24 protein-coding genes are annotated in these 24,919 nt (G+C 61.2%); 12 read left to right on the forward strand and 12 right to left on the reverse strand.

Translation table 11 applies throughout. The features are described from left to right. Positions 1-74 precede the first annotated feature (74 nt). Both AC1DWQ_RS18595 and AC1DWQ_RS18600 read left to right on the forward strand, forming a co-directional pair. Positions 75-2,144 carry a M3 family metallopeptidase gene (locus tag AC1DWQ_RS18595; protein ID WP_477670951.1) on the forward strand — a complete coding sequence of 690 codons (2,070 nt, stop codon included), beginning with the start codon at positions 75-77 and terminating at the stop codon, positions 2,142-2,144. Between the two features lie 52 nt (positions 2,145-2,196). Beyond that, a complete protein-coding gene (locus tag AC1DWQ_RS18600; RefSeq protein WP_477670952.1) occupies positions 2,197-2,871 on the forward strand; it encodes a glutaredoxin family protein in 675 nt (224 codons plus the stop codon). 67 nt (positions 2,872-2,938) lie between these two features. Here AC1DWQ_RS18600 and rpiA read toward each other — a convergent pair whose 3' ends face one another. Next, a complete protein-coding gene (gene rpiA / locus AC1DWQ_RS18605) occupies positions 2,939-3,610 on the reverse strand; it encodes a ribose-5-phosphate isomerase RpiA (RefSeq protein WP_477671220.1) in 672 nt (223 codons plus the stop codon). Between the two features lie 134 nt (positions 3,611-3,744). Between rpiA and AC1DWQ_RS18610 the strand changes: the two genes are divergently transcribed. Further along, positions 3,745-4,797: a quinone-dependent dihydroorotate dehydrogenase gene (locus AC1DWQ_RS18610; protein WP_477670953.1), complete on the forward strand. Its 1,053-nt coding sequence runs from the start codon at positions 3,745-3,747 to the stop codon at positions 4,795-4,797. 67 nt (positions 4,798-4,864) lie between these two features. Here AC1DWQ_RS18610 and xth read toward each other — a convergent pair whose 3' ends face one another. Continuing rightward, on the reverse strand, positions 4,865-5,725 hold the full coding sequence (xth, locus tag AC1DWQ_RS18615) for an exodeoxyribonuclease III (RefSeq protein ID WP_477670954.1): 861 nt from the start codon (positions 5,723-5,725) through the stop codon (positions 4,865-4,867). Positions 5,726-5,756: 31 nt separating this feature from the next. Next, the gene (locus tag AC1DWQ_RS18620; protein ID WP_477670955.1) at positions 5,757-6,005 is read right to left on the reverse strand and encodes a hypothetical protein; all 249 of its coding nucleotides are present in this window, start codon (positions 6,003-6,005) and stop codon (positions 5,757-5,759) included. A 387-nt stretch (positions 6,006-6,392) separates the two neighbouring features. On the opposite strand from AC1DWQ_RS18620, the gene AC1DWQ_RS18625 reads away from it, so the two are divergent. Beyond that, complete coding sequence (locus AC1DWQ_RS18625) at positions 6,393-8,468, forward strand: oxidoreductase (RefSeq protein ID WP_477671221.1); 2,076 nt, start codon at positions 6,393-6,395, stop codon at positions 8,466-8,468. 6 nt (positions 8,469-8,474) lie between these two features. Here AC1DWQ_RS18625 and AC1DWQ_RS18630 read toward each other — a convergent pair whose 3' ends face one another. Together AC1DWQ_RS18630 and AC1DWQ_RS18635 are read right to left on the reverse strand one after the other, a co-directional pair. Continuing rightward, positions 8,475-8,711, reverse strand: a complete 237-nt coding sequence (locus AC1DWQ_RS18630) for a hypothetical protein (protein ID WP_477670956.1) — start codon at positions 8,709-8,711, stop codon at positions 8,475-8,477. Positions 8,712-8,765: 54 nt separating this feature from the next. Then, positions 8,766-9,698 carry a LysR family transcriptional regulator gene (locus AC1DWQ_RS18635; protein WP_477670957.1) on the reverse strand — a complete coding sequence of 311 codons (933 nt, stop codon included), beginning with the start codon at positions 9,696-9,698 and terminating at the stop codon, positions 8,766-8,768. Positions 9,699-9,850: 152 nt separating this feature from the next. On the opposite strand from AC1DWQ_RS18635, the gene AC1DWQ_RS18640 reads away from it, so the two are divergent. Further along, positions 9,851-10,255: a RidA family protein gene (locus AC1DWQ_RS18640; protein ID WP_477670958.1), complete on the forward strand. Its 405-nt coding sequence runs from the start codon at positions 9,851-9,853 to the stop codon at positions 10,253-10,255. A gap of 9 nt (positions 10,256-10,264) precedes the next feature. On the opposite strand, the gene AC1DWQ_RS18645 is transcribed toward AC1DWQ_RS18640, so the two are convergent. Further along, positions 10,265-10,474 carry a DUF3820 family protein gene (locus tag AC1DWQ_RS18645; protein WP_477667170.1) on the reverse strand — a complete coding sequence of 70 codons (210 nt, stop codon included), beginning with the start codon at positions 10,472-10,474 and terminating at the stop codon, positions 10,265-10,267. Positions 10,475-10,476: 2 nt separating this feature from the next. Then, positions 10,477-10,836 (reverse strand): translation initiation factor Sui1, encoded by a 360-nt coding sequence (locus tag AC1DWQ_RS18650; RefSeq protein WP_477670959.1) that lies wholly within the window; start codon positions 10,834-10,836, stop codon positions 10,477-10,479. 262 nt (positions 10,837-11,098) lie between these two features. On the opposite strand from AC1DWQ_RS18650, the gene AC1DWQ_RS18655 reads away from it, so the two are divergent. Then, the gene (locus tag AC1DWQ_RS18655) at positions 11,099-11,869 is read left to right on the forward strand and encodes a PDDEXK family nuclease (RefSeq protein WP_477670960.1); all 771 of its coding nucleotides are present in this window, start codon (positions 11,099-11,101) and stop codon (positions 11,867-11,869) included. Between the two features lie 26 nt (positions 11,870-11,895). On the opposite strand, the gene AC1DWQ_RS18660 is transcribed toward AC1DWQ_RS18655, so the two are convergent. Together AC1DWQ_RS18660 and AC1DWQ_RS18665 are read right to left on the reverse strand one after the other, a co-directional pair. Then, positions 11,896-12,546 carry an FHA domain-containing protein gene (locus AC1DWQ_RS18660; protein WP_457278741.1) on the reverse strand — a complete coding sequence of 217 codons (651 nt, stop codon included), beginning with the start codon at positions 12,544-12,546 and terminating at the stop codon, positions 11,896-11,898. 117 nt (positions 12,547-12,663) lie between these two features. Further along, a complete protein-coding gene (locus tag AC1DWQ_RS18665) occupies positions 12,664-13,113 on the reverse strand; it encodes a surface-adhesin E family protein (RefSeq protein WP_457278742.1) in 450 nt (149 codons plus the stop codon). A gap of 256 nt (positions 13,114-13,369) precedes the next feature. Here AC1DWQ_RS18665 and AC1DWQ_RS18670 point away from each other — a divergent pair, with 256 nt between their 5' ends. Beyond that, positions 13,370-13,582, forward strand: a complete 213-nt coding sequence (locus tag AC1DWQ_RS18670) for a CsbD family protein (protein WP_457278743.1) — start codon at positions 13,370-13,372, stop codon at positions 13,580-13,582. A gap of 171 nt (positions 13,583-13,753) precedes the next feature. After that, positions 13,754-14,845 carry an ROK family protein gene (locus AC1DWQ_RS18675; protein ID WP_477670961.1) on the forward strand — a complete coding sequence of 364 codons (1,092 nt, stop codon included), beginning with the start codon at positions 13,754-13,756 and terminating at the stop codon, positions 14,843-14,845. Between the two features lie 108 nt (positions 14,846-14,953). Here AC1DWQ_RS18675 and AC1DWQ_RS18680 read toward each other — a convergent pair whose 3' ends face one another. Next, on the reverse strand, positions 14,954-17,428 hold the full coding sequence (locus AC1DWQ_RS18680) for a penicillin-binding protein 1A (protein WP_477671222.1): 2,475 nt from the start codon (positions 17,426-17,428) through the stop codon (positions 14,954-14,956). Between the two features lie 538 nt (positions 17,429-17,966). Between AC1DWQ_RS18680 and msrB the strand changes: the two genes are divergently transcribed. The 4 genes from msrB to AC1DWQ_RS18700 all read left to right on the forward strand — a co-directional run bounded on the left by msrB (position 17,967) and on the right by AC1DWQ_RS18700 (position 20,754). Next, a complete protein-coding gene (gene msrB / locus AC1DWQ_RS18685; RefSeq protein WP_477670962.1) occupies positions 17,967-18,464 on the forward strand; it encodes a peptide-methionine (R)-S-oxide reductase MsrB in 498 nt (165 codons plus the stop codon). Positions 18,465-18,466: 2 nt separating this feature from the next. Continuing rightward, a complete protein-coding gene (msrA, locus tag AC1DWQ_RS18690) occupies positions 18,467-19,174 on the forward strand; it encodes a peptide-methionine (S)-S-oxide reductase MsrA (RefSeq protein ID WP_477670963.1) in 708 nt (235 codons plus the stop codon). A gap of 178 nt (positions 19,175-19,352) precedes the next feature. Beyond that, positions 19,353-19,586, forward strand: a complete 234-nt coding sequence (locus AC1DWQ_RS18695; RefSeq protein WP_477670964.1) for a DUF3606 domain-containing protein — start codon at positions 19,353-19,355, stop codon at positions 19,584-19,586. Positions 19,587-19,689: 103 nt separating this feature from the next. Continuing rightward, a complete protein-coding gene (locus AC1DWQ_RS18700; RefSeq protein WP_477670965.1) occupies positions 19,690-20,754 on the forward strand; it encodes a Vgb family protein in 1,065 nt (354 codons plus the stop codon). A gap of 185 nt (positions 20,755-20,939) precedes the next feature. Here AC1DWQ_RS18700 and AC1DWQ_RS18705 read toward each other — a convergent pair whose 3' ends face one another. Continuing rightward, positions 20,940-21,446, reverse strand: a complete 507-nt coding sequence (locus AC1DWQ_RS18705; RefSeq protein WP_477670966.1) for a type II toxin-antitoxin system VapC family toxin — start codon at positions 21,444-21,446, stop codon at positions 20,940-20,942. After that, positions 21,443-24,847, reverse strand: coding sequence for an Eco57I restriction-modification methylase domain-containing protein (locus tag AC1DWQ_RS18710; RefSeq protein ID WP_477670967.1), 3,405 nt, complete (start codon positions 24,845-24,847; stop codon positions 21,443-21,445). The genes AC1DWQ_RS18705 and AC1DWQ_RS18710 overlap by 4 nt, the downstream gene beginning before the upstream one ends. Positions 24,848-24,919 lie beyond the last annotated feature (72 nt).

A 24,919-nucleotide genomic window follows, 5' to 3' on the forward strand; every position in this document is an offset into this window, starting at 1 on the left:
CCGACAGGCACATTCTTCCTGGCCCGGTAGCCCCAGGCCCTTAGATTCGAGACTTTCGCCCACAGCTGTACGTCATGACCAATCCCCTTCTCGACTTCTCCGACCTTCCCCTGTTTGACCGGATTCAGCCCGAGCATGTGGCGCCAGCCCTCGACGAGCTGCTGGCCAGGGCCGAAAGTGCCCTTGAGCAAGTCACGGCAGCGGATTTTCCGGCCTCCTGGAGCGGCATCGCCGGCGTGCTGGACGTGGCCACCGAGAACCTGGGCCGCGCCTGGGGCGCCGTGAGCCACCTCAACAGCGTGGCCGACACGCCGGAGCTGCGCGCGGCCTACAACGCCGCCCTGCCGCGCGTGACCGAGTTCTGGACCCGCCTGGGCGCCGATGAGCGCCTTTACGACAAATACAAAGCCATCGACGTGGCCACCCTGAACACCGAGCAGCGCCAGGCCCATAAAAACGCCATTCGCAACTTTGTGCTGTCGGGTGCGGAACTGAAGGGCACCGACCGCGACCGTTTTGCCGAGATCCAGGAACGCCAGGCCGAGCTGAACCAGAAATTCAGCGAGAACGCCCTGGATGCCACCGACGCATTTGCCTATTACGCGACAGAAGCCGAGGTTGAGGGCATTCCTGCCGACGTGCTTGAAACAGCGCGCAACCAGGCCCAGTCCGAAGGCAAGACCGGCTACCGCCTCAGCCTGAAAATGCCAAGCTACCTGCCTGTCATGCAGTTTGCCAAAAGCAGCAAACTGCGCGAAACCTTTTACAAGGCCTACACCACCCGCGCCAGCGACCAGGCCGCACCCGAGTTCAGCAAATTCGACAACAGCGCCATCATGAAGGAAATCCTTGCGCTGCGCCTCGAAGAGGCAAAGCTGCTGGGCTACCGTAATTTCGGCGAGGTCTCGGTGGTCGCCAAGATGGCCAAGTCCCCCGACGAGGTCATCACGTTTTTGCGTGACCTTGCCCGGCGCGCCCGACCCTATGCCGAAAAGGATGTTGCCGACCTGCGCGCCTTTGCCGCCACCCAGTTGGGCCTGCCCGACCCGCAAGCCTGGGACTACGCCTACATCGGCGAAAAACTCAAGGAAGCGCGCTACGCCTTCAGTGAACAGGAAGTCAAACAGTACTTCACTGCCCCCAAGGTGCTGGCAGGCCTCTTCAGGATCGTGGAAACACTGTTTGAAGTTGCCATCCGCAAGGACTCGGCACCCGTGTGGAAGCCTGGCGTAGAGTTTTTCCGTATCGAGCGCAACGGCCAGCTGGTGGGCCAGTTCTATCTGGACCAGCCCGCCCGCACCGGCAAACGCGGCGGCGCCTGGATGGATGATGTGCGCACCCGCTGGCTGCGCCCCGACAACGGCAAGCTACAAACCCCGGTGGCGCACCTCGTCTGCAACTTCGCCGAGGGCGTGGGCGGCAAGCCAGCCCTGCTCACGCACGACGACGTGACCACGCTGTTCCATGAATTCGGCCACGGGCTGCACCACATGCTCACCCAGGTCAACGAACGGGACGTTTCCGGCATCAGCGGCGTCGAATGGGACGCCGTCGAGCTGCCCAGCCAGTTCATGGAAAACTTTTGCTGGGAGTGGGACGTGCTCAAGCACATGACCGCCCACGTGGATACCGGCGCCGCCCTGCCGCGTGAGCTGTTCGACAAGATGCTGGCCGCCAAAAACTTCCAGAGCGGCATGCAGACGCTGCGCCAGGTCGAGTTTTCACTGTTCGACATGCTGCTGCACACCTCTCACAACCCGGCCGACGACCTGATGGATCTCCTGAACGAGGTGCGCCGGGAAGTTGCCGTGATTGTCGCCCCGGCCTACAGCCGTACTGCACATACATTCAGTCACATTTTTTCCGGTGGTTATGCAGCCGGGTATTACAGCTACAAATGGGCCGAAGTCCTGTCTGCCGACGCTTATGCCGCGTTTGAAGAGTCCGCCCATCCTGCAGCCGACCCGGGTACAAACACTGACGCCGGCACAGGATCGGGTACCGTTAATGTAGAAACAGGCCGAAAATACCGGCAAGCCATCCTGGAAGCAGGGGGCAGCCGTCCGGCCATGGAATCATTCAAGGCCTTCCGGGGCCGCGAGCCAACGCTGGACGCACTGATGCGCCACCAGGGTATGGCTTGAAACACCTGAGCCAAGCCACTTCAATTCAAATTCAAGACTGACTGGGGAAACCATGAAATCAAACGCTGTTAGGTCCTTCTCTCCCAACGCCCTGCTGGCCATGCTGCTGTTTGGGGGAAGCTTAATTTTTATGGTGCTGCCGTCGCACGCGCAGGTCTACCGCATCGTGGGACCCGACGGCAAGGTAACCTTTTCCGACCAGCCACCGCCGGCGGCAAGTAGCGGCAAAGTTAGCGCTGCCAACGCAGCGTCAAGTGGTGGTGGAGCAGCATCCGGAGGTCTTCCTTTCGAATTGCGACAGGTTGTCAGCAAATACCCGGTCACCTTGTACACCAACGAAAAATGTATTCCCTGCGGTTCCGCTCGTGCCATGCTGATAAGCCGTGGCATTCCCTTCAGCGAGAAAACCGTCAACACCAACGAAGATATTGCGGCCCTGCAGCGGCTGAGCGGTGATGCATCGCTGCCCCTTCTGACCATAGCCGCCCAGCAACTCAAAGGCTATTCGGATGCAGAGTGGACGCAGTTCCTGAATGCAGCGGGCTACCCCGCTGCGTCTATATTGCCGGCCACCTACCAGCGCCCCGCGCCTACACCCCTGGTCGCGGTGAGCAAATCTCCAGCAGCGGGCACCGCCCCAGCCGCGCCTGCCGCACCATCCCAGCAGGCTGCTCCGGCGGCACCACCCGCCGCCACGGCCAACAACCCTGCCGGCATCAAATTCTGAGCGGGCTCTGAAAAATGCAAAACGCCGGGTACCAGCCCGGCGTTTTGCTTTCTGGAGCCAGAGCAGCCTAAAACACCAGTGTCTTCACCCCGCCCGGCGCACCCAGCAAGCAGACATGCGCCTTCTGGTGGGCAAACACCCCCACCGTCACCACGCCCGGCCACTGGTTGACCTGCGACTCAAAACCCAGCGGATCGGCGATCTTCAGGCCGGTCACGTCCAGGATGTGCTGGCCGTTGTCGGTGACCAGCGGCTTGCCGTCCTTGAGCCGCAGGTTGGCTGTACCGCCCATGGCCGCAAACTGCCGCGCAATACGTCTGGCCGCCATCGGAATCACCTCAACGGGCAGCGGAAAGTTGCCCAGCACCTGCACCAGCTTGGACTCATCGGCAATGCAGACAAACTTGCGCGACTGGGCCGCCACGATCTTTTCGCGCGTCAATGCTGCGCCACCGCCCTTGACCATATAACCCGCGTTGTCGATTTCGTCCGCGCCGTCGATGTACACCGCCAGCTCGTCCACCTCCGTCGCGTCAAACACCTTGATGCCCAGCGCCTGCAGGCGTTCCGTCGAGGCAACCGAGCTCGACACGGCACCGGCAATGCGCCCCTTCATGGTGGCCAGCGCGTCAATGAATTTGTTGACAGTCGAGCCGGTGCCCACCCCCACAATGCTGCCTTCCTCGACATAGTGCAGGGCCGCCTGGCCAACCAGGGTTTTGAGTTCGTCTTGGGTCATGGCTTGGGTCATGGAAGTATTAAAGAGTGTTTGGGGCGGGCGGGCCGGGGCGAAACGGGTTTTGCGACAATCAGGCCTCATGCCCGGCCTGCCCGGGTGGTTCATCGCCTCATCGCCAACAGCCGAATTATCCAATGTCCCTGCTTCCCTACGCCCTGGCCCGCCCTTTTTTATTTGGGCTTGACCCCGAAACCGCCCACGAGCTGACCATGGCTTCGCTGGCGCGCACCCAGGGCACGCCGCTGTCGCTGGCCTACTGCGGCAACCGCGTGAGCGATCCCGTCGAGCTGGCCGGCCTGAAATTCGCCAACCGCGTGGGTCTGGCCGCCGGGCTCGATAAAAACGCCCGCTGCATCGACGGCCTGGCCGCCATGGGTTTCGGCTTTGTCGAAGTGGGCACCGTCACCCCTCTGGGCCAACCGGGCAACCCCAAGCCGCGCATGTTCCGCCTCACCGAAGCCAACGCGCTCATCAACCGCCTGGGCTTTAACAATGAAGGGCTGGCCGCTTTTCTGGCCAATGTGCAGCGATCCAGCGTGCGCAAGCAAGGCGCGCAAAACACCCTGCTGCTGGGCCTGAACATCGGCAAAAACGCTGCTACGCCGATTGAAAACGCCGTCGACGACTACCTGACCTGCCTGGACGGTGTCTACCCGCACGCCGACTACGTCACCGTCAACATCTCCAGCCCCAACACCAAAAACCTGCGCGCCCTGCAAAGCGACGAAGCCCTGGACGCCCTGCTCGGCCGCATCGCCGAACGCCGCGAGACCCTGGCCAAACAGCACGGCAAGCGCGTGCCGATTTTTGTGAAGATCGCGCCCGACCTCGATGATGCCCAGGTCGATGTGATTGCCGCCACGCTCAAGCGCCACGCCATGGACGGCGTCGTCGCCACCAACACTACGCTGAGCCGCGACGCCGTGAAAGGCATGCGCCATGCCGAAGAAGCCGGCGGCCTGAGCGGCGCGCCGGTGCTGGAAGCCAGCAACCGCGTCATCGGCCAGCTGCGCGCGGCACTCGGCAAAGGCTTTCCCATCATCGGCGTGGGCGGCATCATGAGCGGTGCGGACGCCGTCTCCAAGATCAAGGCTGGCGCCGATGTCGTGCAGATCTACACCGGCCTCATCTACAAAGGCCCCGAACTGGTCACCGACGCCGCGACTGCGATCAAAAACAGCCGCTAGACCAATAGGGACTTGCGCAAGCAGCTATTGAATTAATAGCAACGAATCCGTAAGGTACGGCATTGGCTTACGGAGCTTTTTTGCGCGGCACCGCTGCCGCTCGCGGCCTGGCCACTTTGGCCACCTTCTTCTTCACCGCGCCCACAGCTTTACGCGCCACCCCCAGCTCCACCCACACCGGCGCATGGTCGCTGGCATGTTCCTGCCCGCGCACCCAACTGTCTACCCCGGCGGCCTTCAGGCGCGGCGCCAGTTCTGCATTCAACAGGATATGGTCGATGCGCAAGCCCGCGTTGCGCTGCCAGTGCTGGCGGAAATAATCCCAGAAGGTGTAGATGCGCTCTTGCGGGTGCAAATGCCGCAGGCTGTCTACCCACCCTTGCCCCAACAGCTTTTCATAGGCCGCCCGGCTTTCGGGCTGCAACAAGGCGTCCTTGCGCCAGGACTTGGGGTTGTAGATATCAAAGTCGGTCGGCACCACGTTGAAGTCACCGGCCAGCGCAACCGGGTGGCCCGAACCGCAGAGCGCCAGCGCATGCCGGTGCAGGCGCTCAAACCAGGCCAGCTTGTAGTCAAACTTGGGGCCTGGCTGCGGGTTGCCGTTGGGCAGGTACAGGCAGGCCACAATGATTCCGTCTACTGCGGCCTCCAGGTAGCGGCTTTGGTCATCTGACGCATCGCCGGGCAGCTCACGCCGTATTTCAACCGGCGCCTCACCCTTCGCCAGAATCGCCACGCCGTTCCATGACCGCTGGCCTTTCCATAAAGCGCCGTAACCCGCTTCCCGCAGCTCGGCCTGGGGAAACACACCGTCCAGCGCTTTTAATTCCTGCAGGCACACCACGTCCGGCGATTCTTTGGCCAGCCAGTCCAGCAACTGCGGCAACCGCGTCTTGATGCCGTTGACGTTAAAGGTCGCGAGTTTCATCAGGCCCCGATCAAACGCCGGCCAACCCCAATCAAACCCCGGGCGAAGGCTTCCCCCGGCCCGGCCCGCGCCGGAAAGCCTCGGCGCCGCCGCTGCCGCCACCGTCGGGAAAGCTGTGCTGCTTGAGCTTGCCGGCCTTTCCGGGCTTCACCGGGTTTTCAATCAAGGTACTGGCATCGTTGCCATCTGCTTCATCGTCCGGCTCGCTGTGCGGAGGATGCGGCACCGTCGCGCCTTCGCCGGTCTTGGCGCGTGTCGGGCTGGTGTTGCTTTTTGCCATGGGTGCTCCAGAAATCGAAGCTTCAAAGTACCAGCACCGGCTAAGGGCGGGTGTCAGACAACACCGCAAGGTCGTACTCCGGTATACCCACATCGGCAGGCATCCGGCATCCAAGGCCCCTGCTTCAAGAAAAACAGCCGGTAAGCCAATCAGGATGGGCGCAAGCAGCTATTAAATCAATAGCACATCACGGCAGGCGGCGTAGGGGTGCCGCCGCTCAGGGTTAGCCCCAAGACGGGGTAGAGCCTGTCCCCTAGAGTACCCGGCAGGCTTTGTAGCGCCCCTTGTTACGACTACCATGCAGGCAGTTTTGACAGGAGACCTGCCTTGGCCGCGACCCCCACTTCGGCGACGACGCCCCCTTCCCTTGCGTCTTCTTCTTTTTCCCTGGACCCCGCCTCCCCCTACCCCCACCTGCTCGCGCCGCTGGACCTGGGCTTCACCACGCTGAAGAACCGCGTGCTCATGGGCAGCATGCACACCGGCCTCGAAGACGGCCGCAAACACTTCCCCGCCATGGCCGCCTACTTTGCCGAGCGCGCGCGCGGCGGTGTGGGCCTGATGGTTACCGGCGGCTTCGCGCCCAACATCGCCGGCTGGACCAAACCGTTTGCCGGCATGCTCGCCAGCTCAGGCGCTGCGCGCCGCCACAAGCAGGTCACTGACGCAGTACATGCAGAAGGCGGCAAGATTGCGCTGCAAATTTTGCACACCGGCCGCTATGGCTACCACCCGCTGTGCGTCGCACCTTCGCGCATCCAGAGCCCCATCTCGCCCTTCACCCCGCGCGAGCTCAGCGCCGGCGGCATTGAGCGGCAGATCCGCGCCTTCATCCGCTGCGCCATGCTCGCCCGCGATGCCGGCTACGACGGCGTCGAGATCATGGGCAGCGAAGGCTACTTCATCAACCAGTTCCTTGTCACCCACACCAACCAGCGCACCGACGAGTGGGGCGGCAGCTACGCCAACCGCATGCGCCTGGCCGTCGAGATCGTGCGCCGCACGCGCGAAGCCGTCGGGCGCGACTTCATCATCATCTACCGCCTCTCGATGATCGACCTGATCCCCGGCGGCAGCAGCTGGGAGGAAGTCGTGCTGCTGGCCCAAGCGGTGGAAGCCGCCGGTGCCACGCTCATCAACAGCGGCATCGGCTGGCATGAGGCGCGTGTGCCGACAATCGCGACGTCAGTACCACGTGGTGCCTTCACCTGGGTCACCAAAAAGCTGCGCACCGACCTGCGTGCCGCCGGCCTCACGATTCCTGTCATCACCAGCAACCGCCTGAACATGCCCGAGGTGGCCGAACAGGTGCTGGCCGACGGCTCGGCTGACATGGTCAGCATGGCCCGCCCTTTCCTGGCCGACCCCGAGTTTGTCAACAAGGCCGCGCAGGGGCGCCGCGACGAGATCAACACCTGCATCGCCTGCAACCAGGCCTGCCTGGACCACGCCTTCCAGGCCAAGCTGGCAAGCTGCCTGGTCAACCCCCGCGCCGGGCATGAAACCGAACTCGTCATTCGCATCGCCCCCGCCAAAAAACGCGTTGCCGTCATAGGCGCAGGCCCCGCGGGTCTGGCCGCCGCCACCACTTTGGCCCTGCGCGGCCACAGCGTTGACCTGTATGACGCGGCCGACAAAATCGGCGGCCAGTTCAACCTGGCCAAGCGCGTGCCCGGCAAGGAAGAGTTCGAGGAAACCCTGCGCTACTTCGGCCAGCGCATCACCGGCACCGGCGTGAAGCTGCACCTGAACACCCGCGTCTCGGCGGCCGACCTCATTGCGCAGAAGTTTGACGAAGTCGTGCTGGCCACCGGCGTCACGCCGCGCAACCCGCGTATTCCCGGGCAAGACCATCCCAAGGTGCTGAGCTACATCGATGTGCTGCTGGGCCGCCAGCCCGTTGGCGAACGTGTGGCACTCATAGGCGCAGGCGGCATCGGCTTTGACGTCGCCGAGTTCCTCGTCACACCCACCGGCCATTCCACCGCACTCGACCTGCCCGCCTGGCTCGCCGAATGGGGTGTGGCCGACCCCGGTGAAGTGCGCGGCGGCGTGGTACGCCCGCTGGTCACGCCGCCGGCGCGCCATGTCACCCTGCTGCAGCGCAAGCCCGGCAAGCTGGGCGCGGGCCTGGGCAAGACCACCGGCTGGATCCACCGTGCCGCGCTGAAGATGAAAAACGTCGAAATGCTTTCAGGCGTCAACTATGAACGCATTGGTGAAAACGAAGAAGGCTCAGGCCTCAGCCTCTTCATCACCTTCGGCGAAAAACGGCAGGACGGCACCGTGCTGGCGGTCGACAACATCGTGCTGTGCGCCGGACAGGAACCCCTGCGCGAACTGCTGGAGCCACTGCGCGCGGCCGGCGTCAAGACGCATCTGATTGGCGGCGCAGACGAAGCCAGCGAACTCGATGCGAAACGCGCTATTGACCAGGGGACGCGTCTGGCTGCGATGGTGTGACCACGCTTATTTGGGCAGCCCTGCCTCAAAGCGGTCCATCTCTTCATCCAGCGTTCCGCGGCCGTTGAAATCCCGCTTGGCCTGGCCATACCAGTACTCGGCATTCCCCAGGTCGCCCTCCTGTACATGCAGGATGCCGTGCAGCCAGGCGGCCAGTTGCGACTCATCACTCTGCACAATCGTGTGTGCCTCGGTCCAGCGCCCCGAGCGCATGTGAACCAGGGCTTGGCGAAGATTGGCCATCGAAAACTCCTTGAATGAAATGAATATATCGCCGATGGAATTTCCATGGCGGGGTCATGTTTTTCCGTCACGCGGGCCAGCAACAGGCGCATGCTGCGCCATCAGCCCGGCAATCCACTCGATGAACACGCGCAGTTTGGCGCTGACATGCCGGTTCGGCGCAAAGGCTACGTACAAAGGCATCGGGTCAAGGCGCCAGCCCTTGAACAGGCGCACCAGTTCGCCGCCAGCCAGGTGCGCCTTCGCCATGTAGTCCGGCAGCCAGAGGACTCCCAATCCCGCCAGCCCGGCCGCGAGGTAGGCATTGCCGTCATCGAATGCGAACAGGTGCCGGCCTTGCACCTTGATGCTCTCGCCCTTGCAGTGCATGGCGTACGGAAAAGCCTTGCCGGTGCGCGCCCACAGAAAACCCACGATGCGGTGATGTGTGTCTTCCAGCTCTCGTGGGTGCAACGGTGTGCCCGAGCGCTCCAGATAGGCCGGGGCGGCGTATACCCCCAACTGCAGGTCACCCACCTTGCGGGCCATCAGCGACTGATCGGTTAGCTCGCCGCCGCGCACGACGCAATCCACGTTGTCGCCGATCAGGTCCACCATGCGGTCGCTGACACCCATGTCGAGCTGAATCTCAGGGTAGCGCGCATGAAATTCCGGCAAGGCCGGCACCAGGATCATGCGGGCCAGGGGGCTGGGCACATCGACCCGCAGCCGGCCCCTGGGCGACGCCGACGCGCTGGACAGGCTGGTCTCGGCATCATCAACCTCGGCCAGGACGCGCACCACCCGGTCATAGTAGGCAGCGCCATCGGCAGTGACATTGACCTTCCGTGTGGTCCGGTTGAGCAGCTTGACCCGCAGCCGCGCTTCCAGTTGCTGCACCAGCTGCGTCACGCTGGTCTTGCTCATATGGAGTGTCTCGGCCGCCTTGGTGAAGCTGCCTGCTTCCACCACGCGGGCGAATGCCTGCATTGCATCGAAACGGTCCATCTCTGCTCCAGATATGTTGACGTTGATGATTGTTTGGATTCTACGAACAGTGATGGTTAGCCTTGCCTGTTTATCCGAAAGGCACAGTCTTCTAAAGTTCTTTCATCGTTAACCACGGGCCGGCGACGGCCCATATGAAAAAGGACATTTTTATGACCAAGCGTGACGTCGTTTTTCCACCCGGGCGCCAGGCCCTCTATGAACGCAACCGCTATTCGCCGGCGGTGAAGTCCAACGGATTCCTGTTCGTTTCAGGGCAGGTTGGCAGCCGCGAAGATGGATCCCCCGAGCCCGACCTGGAGGCGCAGGTCCGGCTCGCCTTCGACAACCTGAACGCCATCCTCAAGGCCGCAGGCTGCACCTTCGACGACGTGGTCGACGTGACCGTCTTCATGGTGGATCCGGAATCGGTGTTCGAGACAGCCTGGAAAGTGGTGCCCGACTACTGGGGCAACGCACCGCACCCTACGCTGACGGGTGTCGGCGTGACCTGGCTCTATGGCTTTCAGTTTGAGATCAAGGTGATTGCCAAGCTTCCAGAGTTTCGCGGTGATTGAGTGACTTGACTACCGCCGTAACGGATCCAGCAGCGGCTTCAGCCCGTTGTGGTCGATCTCCTGCATCAGCTGCAGCAGGCGGCCGATTTCGCCTTTGGGAAAACCTTCGCGGGCGAACCAGTTGAGGTAGTTGCCGGGCAGGTCGGCGATCAGGGTGCCCTTGTGTTTGCCGAAAGGCATTTCGCGGGTCACCAGCAGCTGGAGGTCTTCGGGGTTCATGCCTAACCGCCTGCCCGCTTGGGCGCGTAGCCCTGTTTTTGCAGGGCCTGCATGACGGTGTCGCAATGGTCGCCCTGCACTTCAATGATGCCGTCTTTGGCCGTGCCCCCCGAACCACAGGCGGCTTTGAGCTGTTTGCCCAATTGCGCCAGGCCCAGGGCGTCCAGCGGCAGGCCCTTGATGACGGTGACAGTTTTTCCGCCGCGGCCTTTGCTTTCACGCATGACGCGCACCACACCATCACCCTTGGGCGCGGCCTGCTGCTTGCACGTGCACGCGGACACCGGCTGGCGGCATCCAGGGCACATGCGTCCCGCGTCGGTGGAATACACGAGGCCGCCGCTGGTGGGGAGTTTCTTCATGGAGTTTAAGGAGGGGATGCGTGGAAAGCGGCTCTGGCCGGGTAACACCGAAGTGTGGTCACCACGGCCGGGTCAGCACGGCCTAATACGAACGTTCACAAATGTTCTGGGCCATATTGCCGAAAAATGAAAAATGTACCTTATAAACACGGCTGGGATTTTCAGCCAGCGCCGCGCAGCCACTCAGGGTCATATACCCATATCAAAACAGGCAGCGCATCGGCCCGGCACATCAACGCAGTACCAGCACCAGGACAGCACCATGACCGGCACCTCTTTTTTGATCGGCTTCTTTATCTTTGTGGGCAGCGTGGCCCTGGGGGCGCTGGGCTATGAACGCTGGCTGTCGCATGTGGTGTCGGCCCGCAAGAAGGTGGCGCGCAACCACGCGCTGCGCCGCAAGCCGCTCACCAGTCGCGACGAGCTCGCGGTGTGGCGCTGGCTGGCAGACATTTTTCCGGACCACCATGTATTGATCAAGGTGCCCTTTACCGGCTTTATTGAACCCAACAGCCGCGGCGGCGACGCGCACTGGCAGGCGCTGCTGAGCACCGTGAGCTTTGCCTGCGCCGTGGCCGACCGCAAAGGCGCTGTGCTGGGTTGCGTCGATGTGCTGGGGCGCGGCGAGCTGGCTGACCGCAAGCATGCTTTCAAGCGCGAGCTGCTGGGCCGCGCCGGCATTCCCTACTGGATTGTGGACAGCCAGCGGCGGCCCGAGGCCACGCTGCTGCGTGAAAAGTTCACCGGTGCTGCCGCCACGCAGACGGCGATCAAAAAGACGCCACGCTCAGCCATGCCCCGCAAACCCGTCACCGCGCTGGAGCAGCGCCGCCTGTCACGCGTGTCCAACAACGCATCGGACCTGACCCGCACCGGCATGACGCCGCTGCATCTGAAGTCCACGCTCAAGCTGAAGGCACTGGCACGGGCCTTTGCCTGGCGCCTGGCCGGCGAGCCGCCTTCTTACAGGCCACGGAGTTCCCGCAGGCCCATGGGCTTTCCCACCACCAGCATCAGCAGCTCGACCATCTGAGCGAGCCTGCACGCCCCCCGGCCCGCTCAGGCTTCGGCGCTCTTGAGCAAAAACTCCATCTCGGTTCCGGCCAGGTTCAGTATGTCGTGGTGGGCCAGCGGAATCGCTTTCATGCCGATCGGTTTGCCGTTGCAGGTCGGCGGCTTTTCGCCGTCCATGTGCGCCACGTAGTAGCCGTCGCGCCGGTGCGATATCGACACCACGGCCACACCGGGCTGCCCGAAGGTGGTAACGGCCTTGACCACCGGCACCTCCAGCCCCGCTGACGAACCCGACAGCACCTTCAGGCTCGCGTGCATCGTGCCGCTGGTGCCGGGCAGGCCCATCGCGTCCAGCGCCATGGCGGTGGTTTGATGTTCGCGCGGAGCCTCTTCTTCATGCCGCGAGGTGGCCAGGTACTGGATGCGGAAGTTGCCGATATTGATGATGTCGTTGTCGTGCAGCAGCTCACGCGACTTGACCATGTGGCCGTTGAGGTAGGTGCCGTTGGTGCTGCCCAGGTCTTCAAGGTACACGTCCGCAAGGCCTTTCAGCAGGAACACGCAGTGCTCGCCGCTGACCACCAGGTTGTCGAAGATGATGTCGTTGTAGGGCCTGCGGCCCAGCGTGGTGCGGTCGTTCGTCAGGTACACGTGCTTGATTTCGACGCCTTCGACCGTTGCAATGAGTTGCGGCATGCAAGACCCTTCTTCAAGATAGTCGCCGGAGCCCCATGCGTAAGCGACAAACCATCGTAGCCCGAGCGCCCTAAAGGCACAAGCGGGGCACAACCCGCCACCGCCGCAACATGGTCGCTAATTGGTGGTAATTTTGCCGGTTTCGCATGCAGCGCGAATGATGCGCTGGGTCGGGTTGGGCGTCACGTCGCGAAACTCCATGGGACGCACCACTTCGTTGGGGTAAGTCACTGTTTTGTACGGCTCGCCCTTCCACAGGGGCTGCACGTAAAACGCCAGCGTGACGTACTTGGCGCTTTTATCGGCGCAGTCAAACAGCACGGTGGAAACATACGAGCGGTAAGGCACGCCGTCCCAGCTGGTGCGTTGCAGCGCGCGGCTTACGCGTACCTGCATGGCCCGCATGTCGCCGTTGGCGGCAATGGGGGTCGGGTCTACCTCAATGGTATTGACGGCCGGGTCAGCCGGGTCACCCATCACGGTAAACCATGTGGTGGGGGCGGCTGGCGCGCCCCACAGGGAAGCCCCGGACACCAGGGCCCCTAAAACGATGGCTAATTTCTTCATATGACTTTTTTCTTCCTTCCTCCACTGCACGGTCACTTCAAAGCACAGTCCATTGTCTGCAATGCCAGTTTAATCCTGACGCAACGAACGTTCTGTTGCAACTGTTTCCCGACCCGTAGCAGGCGCGCGTCGAAAGGCCCTGTAGGCACACACCCACACGGCTATGGGCCCGATGCCTTCGGCGCGGTCTGGGCCGGCGGGCTATCTTGAACTGCATGGAATTTTCCATGACGCAACTCTCTGAAAGGTACATCCCATGAACAAGGACCAGGTCAAAGGCAAGATCAAGGAAGTTGCCGGTGAAGTGCAGGAACACACCGGCAAGCTGGTCGGCAATGCCGAACAGCAGGCCAAGGGCCATGCCCGTGAATTCCAGGGCAAGGCACAAAAGGCCGCCGGCGACGCGCGTGAGAACGCAGAAGACATCCAGAAGGATCTTGACAAAGACCGCGACCCCCTGGGTCGCTAAGCAGCACTAAAACGCTGCACACCCACCATCGGCCGGCTCTTCCCGGCCGTTTTTTTGCGCGCAAATCGCCGCGTACACCAGCCATTGGCTGACGCGTTCAGGCGCGTTGGCTGATAGCCGGCGGCACGCAGTGCCCGCATCATGAAACCTTCCACCACAGCACACGCACCCATGCCACGCAAAGCCTCCGCTTCCCTGCCCGACGACCTTTTGCATGGTCAGCTGAAGCTGCCTGCCGTGACGATCAACGGCTACAGCCTGGCGCTGCACGACGGCGAGCGCTTTCTGGGCGACACCGTCAGCCGCGTCGCCTACAGCGAAATGCTGGACGTATGGCGCCGGGTGTTTCGCCGCATCAGCGGTGAAGACGTGCTGGGCACCAAGCCCACGCCGGCCATCAGCAAAAAGCGGTTAGACCTGCTCCTTCAACGCGACGGCAAGGCCGCCGCCGTGATTTCCGCGGCATCGGAAGACTACGCCTGGCAGCTGGTGCGTGTGGTGCGGCGTTTTCTGGCGCACCCCTCATGGCACGGCGTGCAGCGCATCGTGGTGGGCGGCGGCTTCCAGCAAAGCCTGGTGGGAGAGCTGGCCATCGACCGCGCGGCCGAACTGCTCTACCAGCAAAATGCCCGCGTGCATTTGATGACGCTGCGCCACCACCCCGACGAAGGCGGGCTGATCGGCTGGGTGCACCTGGCGCCGCCCGAGCTGTTGTCGCAATACGGCGGCTTCCTGGCGGTAGACATTGGCGGCACCAACGTGCGCTGCGGCATTGTGCGGCCACGCCTGAACAAGTCGCCCGACCTGTCGGACGTGCGCGTGGCGGGCCTGGAAAAGTGGGGCCACCGCGGCGACGACGATGTGACCCGCCGCGAACACCTGGTAAGCGGCATTGCCGCCATGCTGAAAAAGCTCAAGCGTCTGGCCGACAAAAAAGGCATCACCCTGGCGCCGTTTGTCGGCGTGGCCTGCCCCGGCATGATCTGCGACGACGGCTCCATCGCCGCCGGCGCGCAGAACCTGCCCGGTAACTGGGAAAGCCCGCGCTTTAACCTGGCGCATGACCTCAGCGAACTGCTGCCGCGCCAGGACGGCCAGACCACCCAGGTGCGGCTGCACAACGATGCGGTGGTGCAGGGCTTGTCTGAGCTGCCCTTCATGCAGGGCGTGAAGCGCTGGGCCGTGCTGACGGTGGGCACCGGGCTGGGCAATGCCAGCTTTGTCAACACGGGCCCACAGGCGGTGCGCAAAACGAAACGCTGACGCCGCATGCCGCGTTGCAATAATTCAAGAGAAAAAGCCCTAAAACCCAATCAGGACAAGCGCAAGCAGCTATCTATTTAATAGCAATCTAACGCACCGCGCACAGCGCTAGCGCGGTGAGATGGGCGCACCCACCACCACGCCCGGCACGGCGGTGTTTTCCACCGTACCTTCAGGCTGCACACGCCGCGGCTGCTCGGGTGGCAACACCACGCCCGGCGCACCACCCGGTACGTTGGGCGCGGGTGTGCCGTCTGCGGCAGGGCCATTCACGGTGATGTACTTGATCACCGGCGCCGGCTGCCACACGCGCGGCGGGCCGCCCTCGGTCGCCTGCCCTCCCACAGCGCCTGACACGTTTTGTGCGCCCAAAGGCTGGGGCATGCCGGAGTCACCACCCGACTGCGCCGGCTGGCTTTCCTGCGGCGGCTCGGCGCCATTGAGCAGCGCTTCAATGCGCTGGCGCTCCTGGTCCGTCACGCCTGCACCCTCTGGCGCGGGGAAGCGCAGGGCCACGTCCACCACTTTCGCCTTGATCGCACCCTGGAAAAACTCACCCACCATCGGCAGCGCGCTGCGGGCGCCCTGCCCATAGCTGTCAGCCATGGTCACGCGGTTGTCGTTAAAGCCCACCCACGCGCCGGCCACCAGCTGCGGGTGCATCATGATGAACCAGCCGTCGGTGTTGCCCTGCGTCGTGCCGGTCTTGCCGGCCACGTCGGCCTGGATGCCGTAACGGCTGCGGATGGCTGCGCCCGTGCCCTGGTCGATCACGCCGCGCATCACGTCCAGCAGCGTCTGCGCCACGGTGGCCGGCATCACGGTTTCGGCCAGCTTGGGCTCAAACGCTTCCAGCACCTTGCCGTTGCGGTCTTCTACCCGGGTAACGAGCACGGGCTCTATATAACGGCCGTCATTGGCCAGCGTGCCGTAGGCCGCCACCATTTCCCTCAGCGTGACAGGGCTGGTGCCCAGCGCGAGCGACGGCACTTCTTCCAGCTTGCTCTGGCGCACGCCCATGGCCTTGGCCAGTTTGGCCACATTGGCCGGGCCCACCGCGTGCATGACCTGCGCGGTGATCGTGTTCTTGGAAAACATCAGGCCCTGGCGCAGCGTCATCATCTCGCCGCTGGGGCCGCCGCCGTCGGTCGGCCGCCAGAAGGCACCGTTGCCCAGCGGAATCTCCACCTCGCCGTCCAGGTACACATCGGACGGCCTGGCGCCGTTTTCAAATGCCGCGCCATACACAAAGGGCTTGAAGGTCGAGCCCGGCTGGCGGCGCGCCTGCTGCACGTGGTCGAACTGGTCGCGCGCAAAGTCACGGCTGCCCACCCATGCCCGGACCTGGCCGTTGGTTGGGTCCAGCGCCATGAAGCCGGCCTGCAGGCGCGTCTTGTCGTCCTTCAGGTTTTGCATGAACTCGGCGTCCGCCAGCAGCGCCTTGGTGGCCTGGTCGTCGGTCTGCCCCTTGGTGCGCAGGGCCTTGTATTCGGCGGTGTCGCGTATGAAGGCCAGGGCCAGTTCACGCGGCGCGCCGCTCTTGGCCTTCCAGCCCGAGTTAAAGCGCCAGTCACCGGCCACCGTCTTTTGCAAGCGGTCTACCTGCACCGCCAGGGCCCTGTTGGCCATGTCCTGCAGGCGTGAATCAATGGTGCTGCGCAGCACCAGGCCGTCGGCATAAATGTTGTAGTCGTTGCGGTCGGCCCATTCAATCAGCCAGCGGCGCAGCTGCTGCGCCAGGTGCGGCGCCGAGCCCAGCTCTTCGTCCTGGCGCTCAAAGTCGATACGCAGCGGCTTCTTTTTCAGTGCCTCCAGCTGGGCTACGGGCAGCTTCTCGTGCTTGACCATCTGCGCCAGCACCGTGTTGCGGCGCTGCATGGCGCGCTCGGGGTTGGTCACCGGGTTGTAGTAGGCCGTGCCTTTGAGCATGCCCACCAGCGTGGCGCTTTGCAGCACGTCCAGTTCGTTGGCGGATTTGTCGAAGTAGGTGCGCGCCGCCATTTCAATGCCGTAGGCGTTGTACAAAAAGGGCACGGTGTTGAGGTAGCTCTCCAGGATTTCGTCCTTGGAATAAACCGCCTCTATCTTGAAAGCCGTGATGGCTTCCTTGAGCTTGCGCGTGATCGACAGGGAACGGCCGATTTCTTCCGGGTAGAGGTTGCGCGCCAGCTGCTGCGTGATGGTCGAGCCGCCCTGCGTCTTGCCGGCGGCCGTGTGCAGCACGGCCGACACCGTGCGCTTGATGTCCAGGCCGTGGTGGTCGTAAAACCGGTGGTCTTCCGTGGCGATGAGCGCATCGACCACGCTGGGCGAAATGTCTTCCAGCTTCACCCAGTCGCGGTTGGCGCGCTTGAACACCGCCAGCACCTGGCCGTCAGACGACATCACCACCGAGGGCTTGGCGGTTTTGGCTTTCAGCAGGTCGTTGATGCTGGGCGTGAACGGAATCAGGATCAGCACATACAGCAACACCAGCACCGGAATGGCCGCCAGTGTCAGCAGCACGCCGCGTTTGGTGGGGTGGCGCAAGCGGCCAGGAATGGTGGCCGCAAAGTCGCGAAGTTGGGTCAGGAGCTGTTTCATCATTGCCTGCAAGTCTAAAGGGGAGGCGTAAACGGGCCTGTAGGACTGCGGCGATGCGGGAAATGCACGCCATGGGAAAACACCGCTTCGGCGGCTTGCAGGAGGCCATTTTTTAGCGCCGAATTGGCCTCAAGACCAATGGGAACGGGCGCAAGCAGCTACTGTTTTAATAGCGGCCTGCGGGGCAGTTTTGGTGGAATTTTGGGTCTGTTGTGCCTCTTTTTTGCCTCTTTTTGCCCGTTTTCAGCCGCTGCTGGCCCTGGGGCCGCTTTTTGGGGCCATTTCGCCGTTTGCAATGCCATTTTCAAGCATCAAATCGGCCTCCAGCCCAATAGGAGTCTGCGCGAGCAGCTACTGTATTGATAGCAGTTTCAGCGTGCCCGCTATTTCGCCGCACGGAACTGAACCGGTACAGCGTCATCCAATCTTTCGCACCAGGGGCGTCGTCATCCGTAAGAAACACCTCGCCACGCCGACCAACCTTCATGCCGCCTGTTCACGGCAAGCAATACAACAACCCACCGAAAGAGGCCAAAGCATGATGACCCGCAGAAACTCCCTGCTCCAACTGGGCGCCCTCTCCGCCGCCATGGCCGCCGGCCTGCGCGGGCTGCTGGCGTCTGCACCCGCCCACGCGGCCGCGCGCGCCTATGAAGTCACCCGTACCGAAGCCGAATGGCAAAAGCTGCTGCGGCCCGACCAGTACCGCGTGCTGCGCAAGGCAGGCACTGAAACGCCCTTCACCAGCCCGCTGAATAAAGAAAAGCGCGCCGGCGTTTTCAGCTGCGCCGGTTGCGACCTGCCCCTTTTCTCTTCAGCCACCAAGTTCGACAGCGGCACCGGCTGGCCCAGCTTCTGGCAGGCCATGAACAACGCCGTGGTCGAAGAAACCGACACCACCCTTTTCATGAAACGCACCGAAGTGCTGTGCCGCCGCTGCGGCGGGCACCTCGGCCATGTGTTTGATGACGGCCCCAAACCCACCGGCCTGCGCTACTGCATGAACGGCGTGGCCCTTAACTTCAAGGCAGCCTAAAAATGAACAAATACCTTTTCGCCTTGGGCGCAGTAGCACTGGCCACGTGGATATTGGTGGGCGGCGGCATGGGCACCAGCGCCGCACAAGAAGAAAAAGCCGTGAAGCTGCCCGCCCCCACGGTTGACGCCACGGCCGCCGCACAGCCAGCCACCGCCGTGTTTGCCGGCGGTTGCTTCTGGGGCGTGCAGGCCGTGTTTCAGCACACCGAAGGCGTGCTCAACGCCGTCTCGGGCTATTCAGGTGGTGAGAAAGCCACCGCCACCTACGAGCAGATCGGCTCAGGCCGCACCGGCCACGCCGAGGCCGTGCAAATCACCTACGACCCGAAAAAGATCAGCTACGGCAAGCTGCTGCAGATTTACTTTTCGGTGGCGCACGACCCCACCACACTCAACCGCCAGGGCCCCGACAGCGGCACGCAATACCGCTCAGCCGTGTTCTACAAAGACGCCGAGCAAAAGAAGGTGACCGAAAGCTACATCGCCCAGCTCGACGCCGCCAAGGCCTTCCCGAACAAGATCGTGACGCAGCTGGCGCCGCTGGCCGCCTTCTACCCTGCCGAGGCCTACCACCAGGACTACGCCACCCTGCACCCCAGCCAGCCTTACATCGCCAGGTTTGACCTGCCCAAGATTGCCAACCTGAAGACCGTGATGCCCGAGGTCTACCGCGAAAAGCCCGTGCTGGTGTCACAGGCCGGCAAGTAAGGCGGAGGCCCGGTTCGGCGGGAACATAGGGCGCGCAGGGCGTAGGCCATACCCCCGACTTGCGCCAATGCGCGCTATTCCTTCGCTGAAACCCATCAAGTCGGCAATGGCCTACAAACATGGTGGGCCAGGCGCGCTAATGTGGTCTTTTACCTTAGCAGGCAAGGAGTAAAAGACCATGACCAATACCGATAGACCCCAATCACATGCAGGCGAACAGCCTGAGCGCATCAACCTGAATGACAAAGCCACCACTGCGGAATGGCTCAAGAAGCTGGACGTGACCCAGGAGCAGCTTCGTGAAGCCGTAGCCGCCGTGGGCGACAAGGCCACCAATGTGGAAATGCACCTCAAGGGCGCGCGCAGCACCACCAATGCAGACCGCGTGCGCGAGTTGAGTACAGATAGGTGAGCTTGATGGCGGCGCGCATTGCCGCCAAAATGCCAGAGACACCACCCTTCACCGCCGTTCACCGTGTTCAGCGCATGCAGCAAGATGCGCAGGAGGTTTTGCCATGGCATTGCAGACACGCGCTCCATCCCACGCTCCCCAGCAATCAGACGCAACCCAGATCAACCGGCGCACCGCGTTGGTGGCCCTGCCCGGTTTGGCGGGCCTGGCTGGTTTGAGTTTGCCGGCCGCCACACATGCGCAAACACCCGGTACCGTCCGCCTGCAATCGTGGCCGCTCAACGCCCGCACCTTCACCGGCATTCACGACATCGCACCCGCGCCTGATGGCGGCGTGTGGTTCTCGGCCCAGCGCAGCGGCCACCTCGGCTGGTTTGACCCACGCACCGGCAAGTCAGACCTGGTGGCGTTGGGCAATGGCTCATCACCCCACGGCGTGATTGCCGGGCCCGACGGCGCAGCCTGGCTGACCGACGGCGGGCAAAACGCCATTGCCCGCGTGGCCTGGCCTTCGCGCGAAGTCAAGGTCTTCCCCCTGCCCGCAGGCACACCGTACGCCAACCTCAACACCTGCGCCTTCGACGGCGAAGGCAACCTCTGGTTCACCGGGCAAAGCGGCTACGTCGGCAAGGTAGAGGTACGCAGTGGCACCGTCACCGTGAAAGAGTCCCCCCGCGGCCGCGGCCCCTACGGCATCTGCGCCACGCCCAAGGGTGACGTGTGGTGGTGTTCACTGGCCGGCTCCTTCATCGCCCAACTGGACCGCAAGACCGGCGAATCACGCATCGTCGAGCCACCCACACCCCGCCAGGGCGCCCGCCGCGTCTGGTCAGACAGCAGGGGCCGCATCTGGGTATCGGAATGGAACAGCGGCAACCTCTCAATGCACGACCCCGCATTGGGCACAGGCCCCAGCAGCTGGCGCGCCTGGAAAGCCCCCGGCACCGAGCCACATATTTATGCCGTGTACGTTGACCACAAAGACATCGTCTGGGCCTCAGAGTGGAGCAGCAACGCCCTCTTGCGCTTTGACCCGGCCACGGAGAAGTTTGAGGTGATCACCATGCCGCGTTCTGCGGCGAGCGTGCGGCAGATATTGGGTCGGCCCGGGGAGGTTTGGTTGCCTGAGAGTGGGACGGAGTTTGTGACGGTGGTGAAGACGGGGTGAGAGCCATATCAACGTATGTCGGGTAAGGGAAAGATCCGTTGGCCATCGGTAGGATCAGCAAGACCGCCTCCCTTCGCCATATCAACCCACGCGGCGAGCTACGGAAGGAAGAGGGCTTAGAACGTCCAACTAAATACAAAGAACTGGATGGTGGTCAATGTCGGGCCAGAAGCCTGAGGTGTGTTTTATCCCACTACCTCTACAGTCAAGCTAAACACCGTCTGCACCAAACCGTTCTCGATGTATTGAAAATCCCCCACATTCTCAGTGACCAAAATAGCAACAGGATCAAAGTCGACGCAGGTGGCGGCTATGACGGCATCAGGTAATTTTAGTTTTCCGCCATTGGGGCCCGCAGGTGCTCCCCCAAGAGCAGCAGCCCTGCGCAAAGCTTCTGCTCTAAGGCTCGCAGCTTTGTCCAGTATCTGCGGAGTCACGTCCACCACCATCAGATTTTCCCTATCGAATTCCAGCTGAAATGCTGCTTCAGCCGCCATTCGGACATTGAGGTCAGGCAAGCGACGCGCAGCGACCATGCATTCGGCAATGCAGATACCGCTGGTTGCCATTGCCGCCCCCGGATACTTCATGCGCAGCGCCGCAAGTTGTGCCCTTACTTTTCCGGATTTAGCGGCATCCCCTAAAACGAGATGACTCCAGACATTGGTGTCAAAAAGCAAAACATGGCTCATGCTTTGCCTCTAGACGGAGGGATATCGCGTGCACTCCATGATTCGCGCTCGTGTCGTAAAAACTCATTGAGCGCTGTAGAGTCAGCCCCCTCTAGAGATGGTCTCTCAGCATTCAAAAGACTGTCCCATCCAGCCTCGAGCTCCAGCAAGTCGCGGCCAGTTGAGATGGCCTCAACCAGCGCATCAATTTCCCCCATCACAACAGCCAGCTCTCTGCGGATACTGCTGCGCAGGCGACCCAGAGTACGCGGGTCAAGCTCGAGATTTTGCTGCCCCCCCAGAATGCCTTGCACAGCCTGCGCAGCGCTTCTACCTAGTGCCGAAAGTCGCCGATGTGATGGGCGATTAAGTGAAAACTCAGGCCACGGGAGTTCAAGGATTTTTTTATGGATATCACGTGGCCCAAAAAGTCCTCTCGTCTGAAATTGCTTAATTGCGTGGTTCACATATTGGCTATTTAAATAGCCAACGAGAAAATTCGCCTCATCTGAGGTTTTTACAAAAATAACGTACGTTTTGTGATCCGCAATTAGTCGAACGCCATCTTGTTGTACATCCAACATCGCGGCCGAGGCATCTGCGCCTGAGGCGGTATAAAGAACAGCCCACTTTCCGTCAACGGGCTGCCCCGTCAGCTTGTGCTGCCAATCGAGCCAATCCGTCATACTTGATTTTTGCTTTTTCGCACTATCGCTGCGTCGCTCATCCCACAGACGTTCACACTGCCCGAACCACCGCGCAGCCTCCAAATCACCACGCACGGTTAGCTCAGCCGCATCCAACAAACGCCAGTGTTGCTTGCCTGGCAACGGCAGTCCATTTGAGTCAAGGTCGCCCTCTTTAATAAGAGGCATAGCTACCAATGGCGGATTAACCAAGGCAAAGGGTAAGACATTGCGCGCCAACGCAGTACGAAACAGGTATTTACCTTGCATGGCACCCGACAAGGCAATGCCGTCCCAGGGCTTCTTGGCCCCCTCAACGGCTAGCGGATGAGTGCGCAAGTTAACTACCCGATCAACCAGATCGGTAAGGCCGTCAAGCAAAACGCCCTGAGACTGGACAAAGTAAAAAGCGCGTGGCACGATAGTTGCCCCTTGCTTAAAGCGCGGCGCATAGACGTTACCGCCGCTGCCACCTTGCAGCCGGGTTTCAACCAGAGCAGAACGCTTCCTTTTGCTTTGCGCATTACCCAGTTCCTGAAAATACCAGCGCGTGTTGTCTTCCTTGATAAAGGTCTGCGCATCGCTCCAATGCATATGCGGTCGGGGCAGCTTGCCGTGCAGCACGCGACCAACCAGACCGTTACGCGGCAAAGCACGCTGGCGCTGGGTATCGACCCCCTCGGCGTGCGCGGCGGTCGCCATCAAAACGCAGGCGGGTACATTGAACAAAGGCGAAACACCTTTGAGGTCCCACACCTCGGTAAGCTTAAAGCCGCGGGCCTCCCCGTTGCGAGTGTTCTGATGCTGATCTGCACTTAAAAAAGCACGAGGCAATACAAAAGCAAGCTGGCCACCGTCTTTGGCAAGATACTTGCCGCAGTGCGACAAAAAAACCGCCGACAAATCAATGTGAGGGTTGTTAGCTTTGGACCCGGGCATCAAGCCGTAGTAAGCGGCCAGCGACCGCACATCGGCCTGGTAGTCGCCACTACTGATATCTGCATAAGTAAGCCATGGTGGATTGGCAACTACCACATCAAACATGCGGTGCATGAAGATAGGTTGGTATAGGTTTTGCAGCACAAAACGCCAAATGCTGTCACGGTTGTTGAGCTTGGCATTGCGCATGGCCTGATACACGGCGTAAAGCTCGCGGGCGTTCGTCTCCGTAAGGTCGGTATCGGGAACGCGGTTGCGCAGTGCTTTTTCAAAGGCCTGCGGACTTTGCTCCACATTAAGCTGGTCATCAATGAAATGCTGGGCAAGGTCGATCGCACGCGAAAAACTGTCAGGCTGACCAATGAAGGGGCCCATGTCGAGCGGTAGAAGTTTTCCGTCAACACGCACTGAAAAATGGTGCCCTGTCGTAAAGAGTGACTTTTTTGCTTCGTCCGACGACAAAAACAGCGTGTTCGCAAGGTACACATTCAACACGACTGGAGCCTTGGCCCTGGCCACGCCTTCACCCAATGCCAGCAAAAGAGTAGTCTTGGCGATTTGGACTGACAGCGGGTGAACATCTACGCCTTTAATTTGCCTCGCGATCTGTTGTGGTGGCATGTCTGGCCATTCGCGGCGGTAGCGTGCAACAAGTGCGCGCAAAAAAGAACCCGAGCCACAGGCAGGGTCGAGCGCATAAAACGAACGTTCAAGATGCAGGTCTTCTACGACCCGCTCACACAGCCAATCGGGGGTGTAGTACTCGCCTAAAGCATGGCGGGTGTCGATGTCTATCAGTTCCTGATAGACACCTTTCAAGATATCTTCTTCAACATCGGTGAAGTCGTACTCTGAAATCTGGTTGTAAAGCTCGCGCAACGTGGGTGCCAGTTGCTGAAAGAACTCTGGCGTACTGACCCAGTAGAAAAAGTCGCCTTCAACAAAGTTAGCTACATTCAGTGCTGTAAACGCCTCGCCAGACAAGATGCGTCTGAGATCATTGTCGGTGGGGTTCGCTGCTGGTTTCAGAACGGAATAGGCCAGCAGTTTTGCAAATATGCTCAAGTAGGTGTGAACTAGGTAGACCGAATTACCCAGGTCAAACTTGCCATAAGCCAGTTGCAGAAAGCGTTGCCACTGTTCAAACGCAACATGCACCGCCGATGACACTTTTTGCTCAGGCATAACGCGTTGCATGGCTTGTACGGCATTGATAAAAATGCGCGAGGTGTCTCCGAAATCGAGCCGAATAGCGTCAAGAGTGGCACGTTGCTTGGTCGAACGGAAGAGAATGCGGTCAAGGAAGAAGAAAAACTTATCTTCGTTGTCTTTTTTAACCTCAAAGTCTTCAACCTTGCGCAATGCAGTGCGATTGGGCGTTTCCTGTCCTAGCAATACCTCAAGATTGGGTGCATAAGTGCGCCAGATACGTCCATCGGTTGCGATCAGGATGTAGTCATACCGCTCACCACTGTGCCAGCTTCCAGCAAGATACTCAGCCAGTTGATCTTCTGCATGCTTACCGGTTTTGGCGAGATCTTTCTCCCACTCAATAATTACGTTGCTGTAAGCGATGTCCGCATATCCAGTCTTGGGAACGCCTGGGCGGGGAATGTTGAAAATAGTTTTTTCGCCGCCCTGCGCTAGCTCATTTACAACGTCTTTTGCAGCCTGGCTATCTTGAAACAGTCGACTCAACAAATTTTGAAAACGGAGCTTCTTAGCCTCTTCGCTGTTCGCCTGGCGCAAACCACTCAGGTAATCTGCAACCTCTTCTTGAACTTTGTGAATCGCCATATATTTCAAACTTCCGATGAGGATATTTCTCTCTTCGACCCATATAAGCCTCGAAGCATACAACGTCGATTT

The organism is Polaromonas sp. P2_G11 (assembly GCF_056403595.1).

Excerpts from the sequence above, each read along its gene's own strand:
- AC1DWQ_RS18680 (WP_477671222.1), bottom strand. The coding sequence starts at position 17,428 with ATGAAACAGCTCCTGACCCAACTTCGCGACTTTGCGGCCACCATTCCT.
- AC1DWQ_RS18675 (WP_477670961.1), top strand. The coding sequence starts at position 13,754 with ATGCCACGCAAAGCCTCCGCTTCCCTGCCCGACGACCTTTTGCATGGT.
- msrB (WP_477670962.1), top strand. The coding sequence starts at position 17,967 with ATGATGACCCGCAGAAACTCCCTGCTCCAACTGGGCGCCCTCTCCGCC.
- AC1DWQ_RS18635 (WP_477670957.1), bottom strand. The coding sequence starts at position 9,698 with ATGGACCGTTTCGATGCAATGCAGGCATTCGCCCGCGTGGTGGAAGCA.
- AC1DWQ_RS18640 (WP_477670958.1), top strand. The coding sequence starts at position 9,851 with ATGACCAAGCGTGACGTCGTTTTTCCACCCGGGCGCCAGGCCCTCTAT.
- AC1DWQ_RS18650 (WP_477670959.1), bottom strand. The coding sequence starts at position 10,836 with ATGAAGAAACTCCCCACCAGCGGCGGCCTCGTGTATTCCACCGACGCG.
- AC1DWQ_RS18710 (WP_477670967.1), bottom strand. The coding sequence starts at position 24,847 with ATGGCGATTCACAAAGTTCAAGAAGAGGTTGCAGATTACCTGAGTGGT.
- xth (WP_477670954.1), bottom strand. The coding sequence starts at position 5,725 with ATGAAACTCGCGACCTTTAACGTCAACGGCATCAAGACGCGGTTGCCG.
- AC1DWQ_RS18670 (WP_457278743.1), top strand. The coding sequence starts at position 13,370 with ATGAACAAGGACCAGGTCAAAGGCAAGATCAAGGAAGTTGCCGGTGAA.
- AC1DWQ_RS18630 (WP_477670956.1), bottom strand. The coding sequence starts at position 8,711 with ATGGCCAATCTTCGCCAAGCCCTGGTTCACATGCGCTCGGGGCGCTGG.
- AC1DWQ_RS18610 (WP_477670953.1), top strand. The coding sequence starts at position 3,745 with ATGTCCCTGCTTCCCTACGCCCTGGCCCGCCCTTTTTTATTTGGGCTT.
- AC1DWQ_RS18695 (WP_477670964.1), top strand. The coding sequence starts at position 19,353 with ATGACCAATACCGATAGACCCCAATCACATGCAGGCGAACAGCCTGAG.
- AC1DWQ_RS18655 (WP_477670960.1), top strand. The coding sequence starts at position 11,099 with ATGACCGGCACCTCTTTTTTGATCGGCTTCTTTATCTTTGTGGGCAGC.
- AC1DWQ_RS18645 (WP_477667170.1), bottom strand. The coding sequence starts at position 10,474 with ATGAACCCCGAAGACCTCCAGCTGCTGGTGACCCGCGAAATGCCTTTC.
- rpiA (WP_477671220.1), bottom strand. The coding sequence starts at position 3,610 with ATGACCCAAGACGAACTCAAAACCCTGGTTGGCCAGGCGGCCCTGCAC.
- AC1DWQ_RS18665 (WP_457278742.1), bottom strand. The coding sequence starts at position 13,113 with ATGAAGAAATTAGCCATCGTTTTAGGGGCCCTGGTGTCCGGGGCTTCC.
- AC1DWQ_RS18595 (WP_477670951.1), top strand. The coding sequence starts at position 75 with ATGACCAATCCCCTTCTCGACTTCTCCGACCTTCCCCTGTTTGACCGG.
- AC1DWQ_RS18600 (WP_477670952.1), top strand. The coding sequence starts at position 2,197 with ATGAAATCAAACGCTGTTAGGTCCTTCTCTCCCAACGCCCTGCTGGCC.
- msrA (WP_477670963.1), top strand. The coding sequence starts at position 18,467 with ATGAACAAATACCTTTTCGCCTTGGGCGCAGTAGCACTGGCCACGTGG.
- AC1DWQ_RS18660 (WP_457278741.1), bottom strand. The coding sequence starts at position 12,546 with ATGCCGCAACTCATTGCAACGGTCGAAGGCGTCGAAATCAAGCACGTG.
- AC1DWQ_RS18705 (WP_477670966.1), bottom strand. The coding sequence starts at position 21,446 with ATGAGCCATGTTTTGCTTTTTGACACCAATGTCTGGAGTCATCTCGTT.
- AC1DWQ_RS18700 (WP_477670965.1), top strand. The coding sequence starts at position 19,690 with ATGGCATTGCAGACACGCGCTCCATCCCACGCTCCCCAGCAATCAGAC.
- AC1DWQ_RS18620 (WP_477670955.1), bottom strand. The coding sequence starts at position 6,005 with ATGGCAAAAAGCAACACCAGCCCGACACGCGCCAAGACCGGCGAAGGC.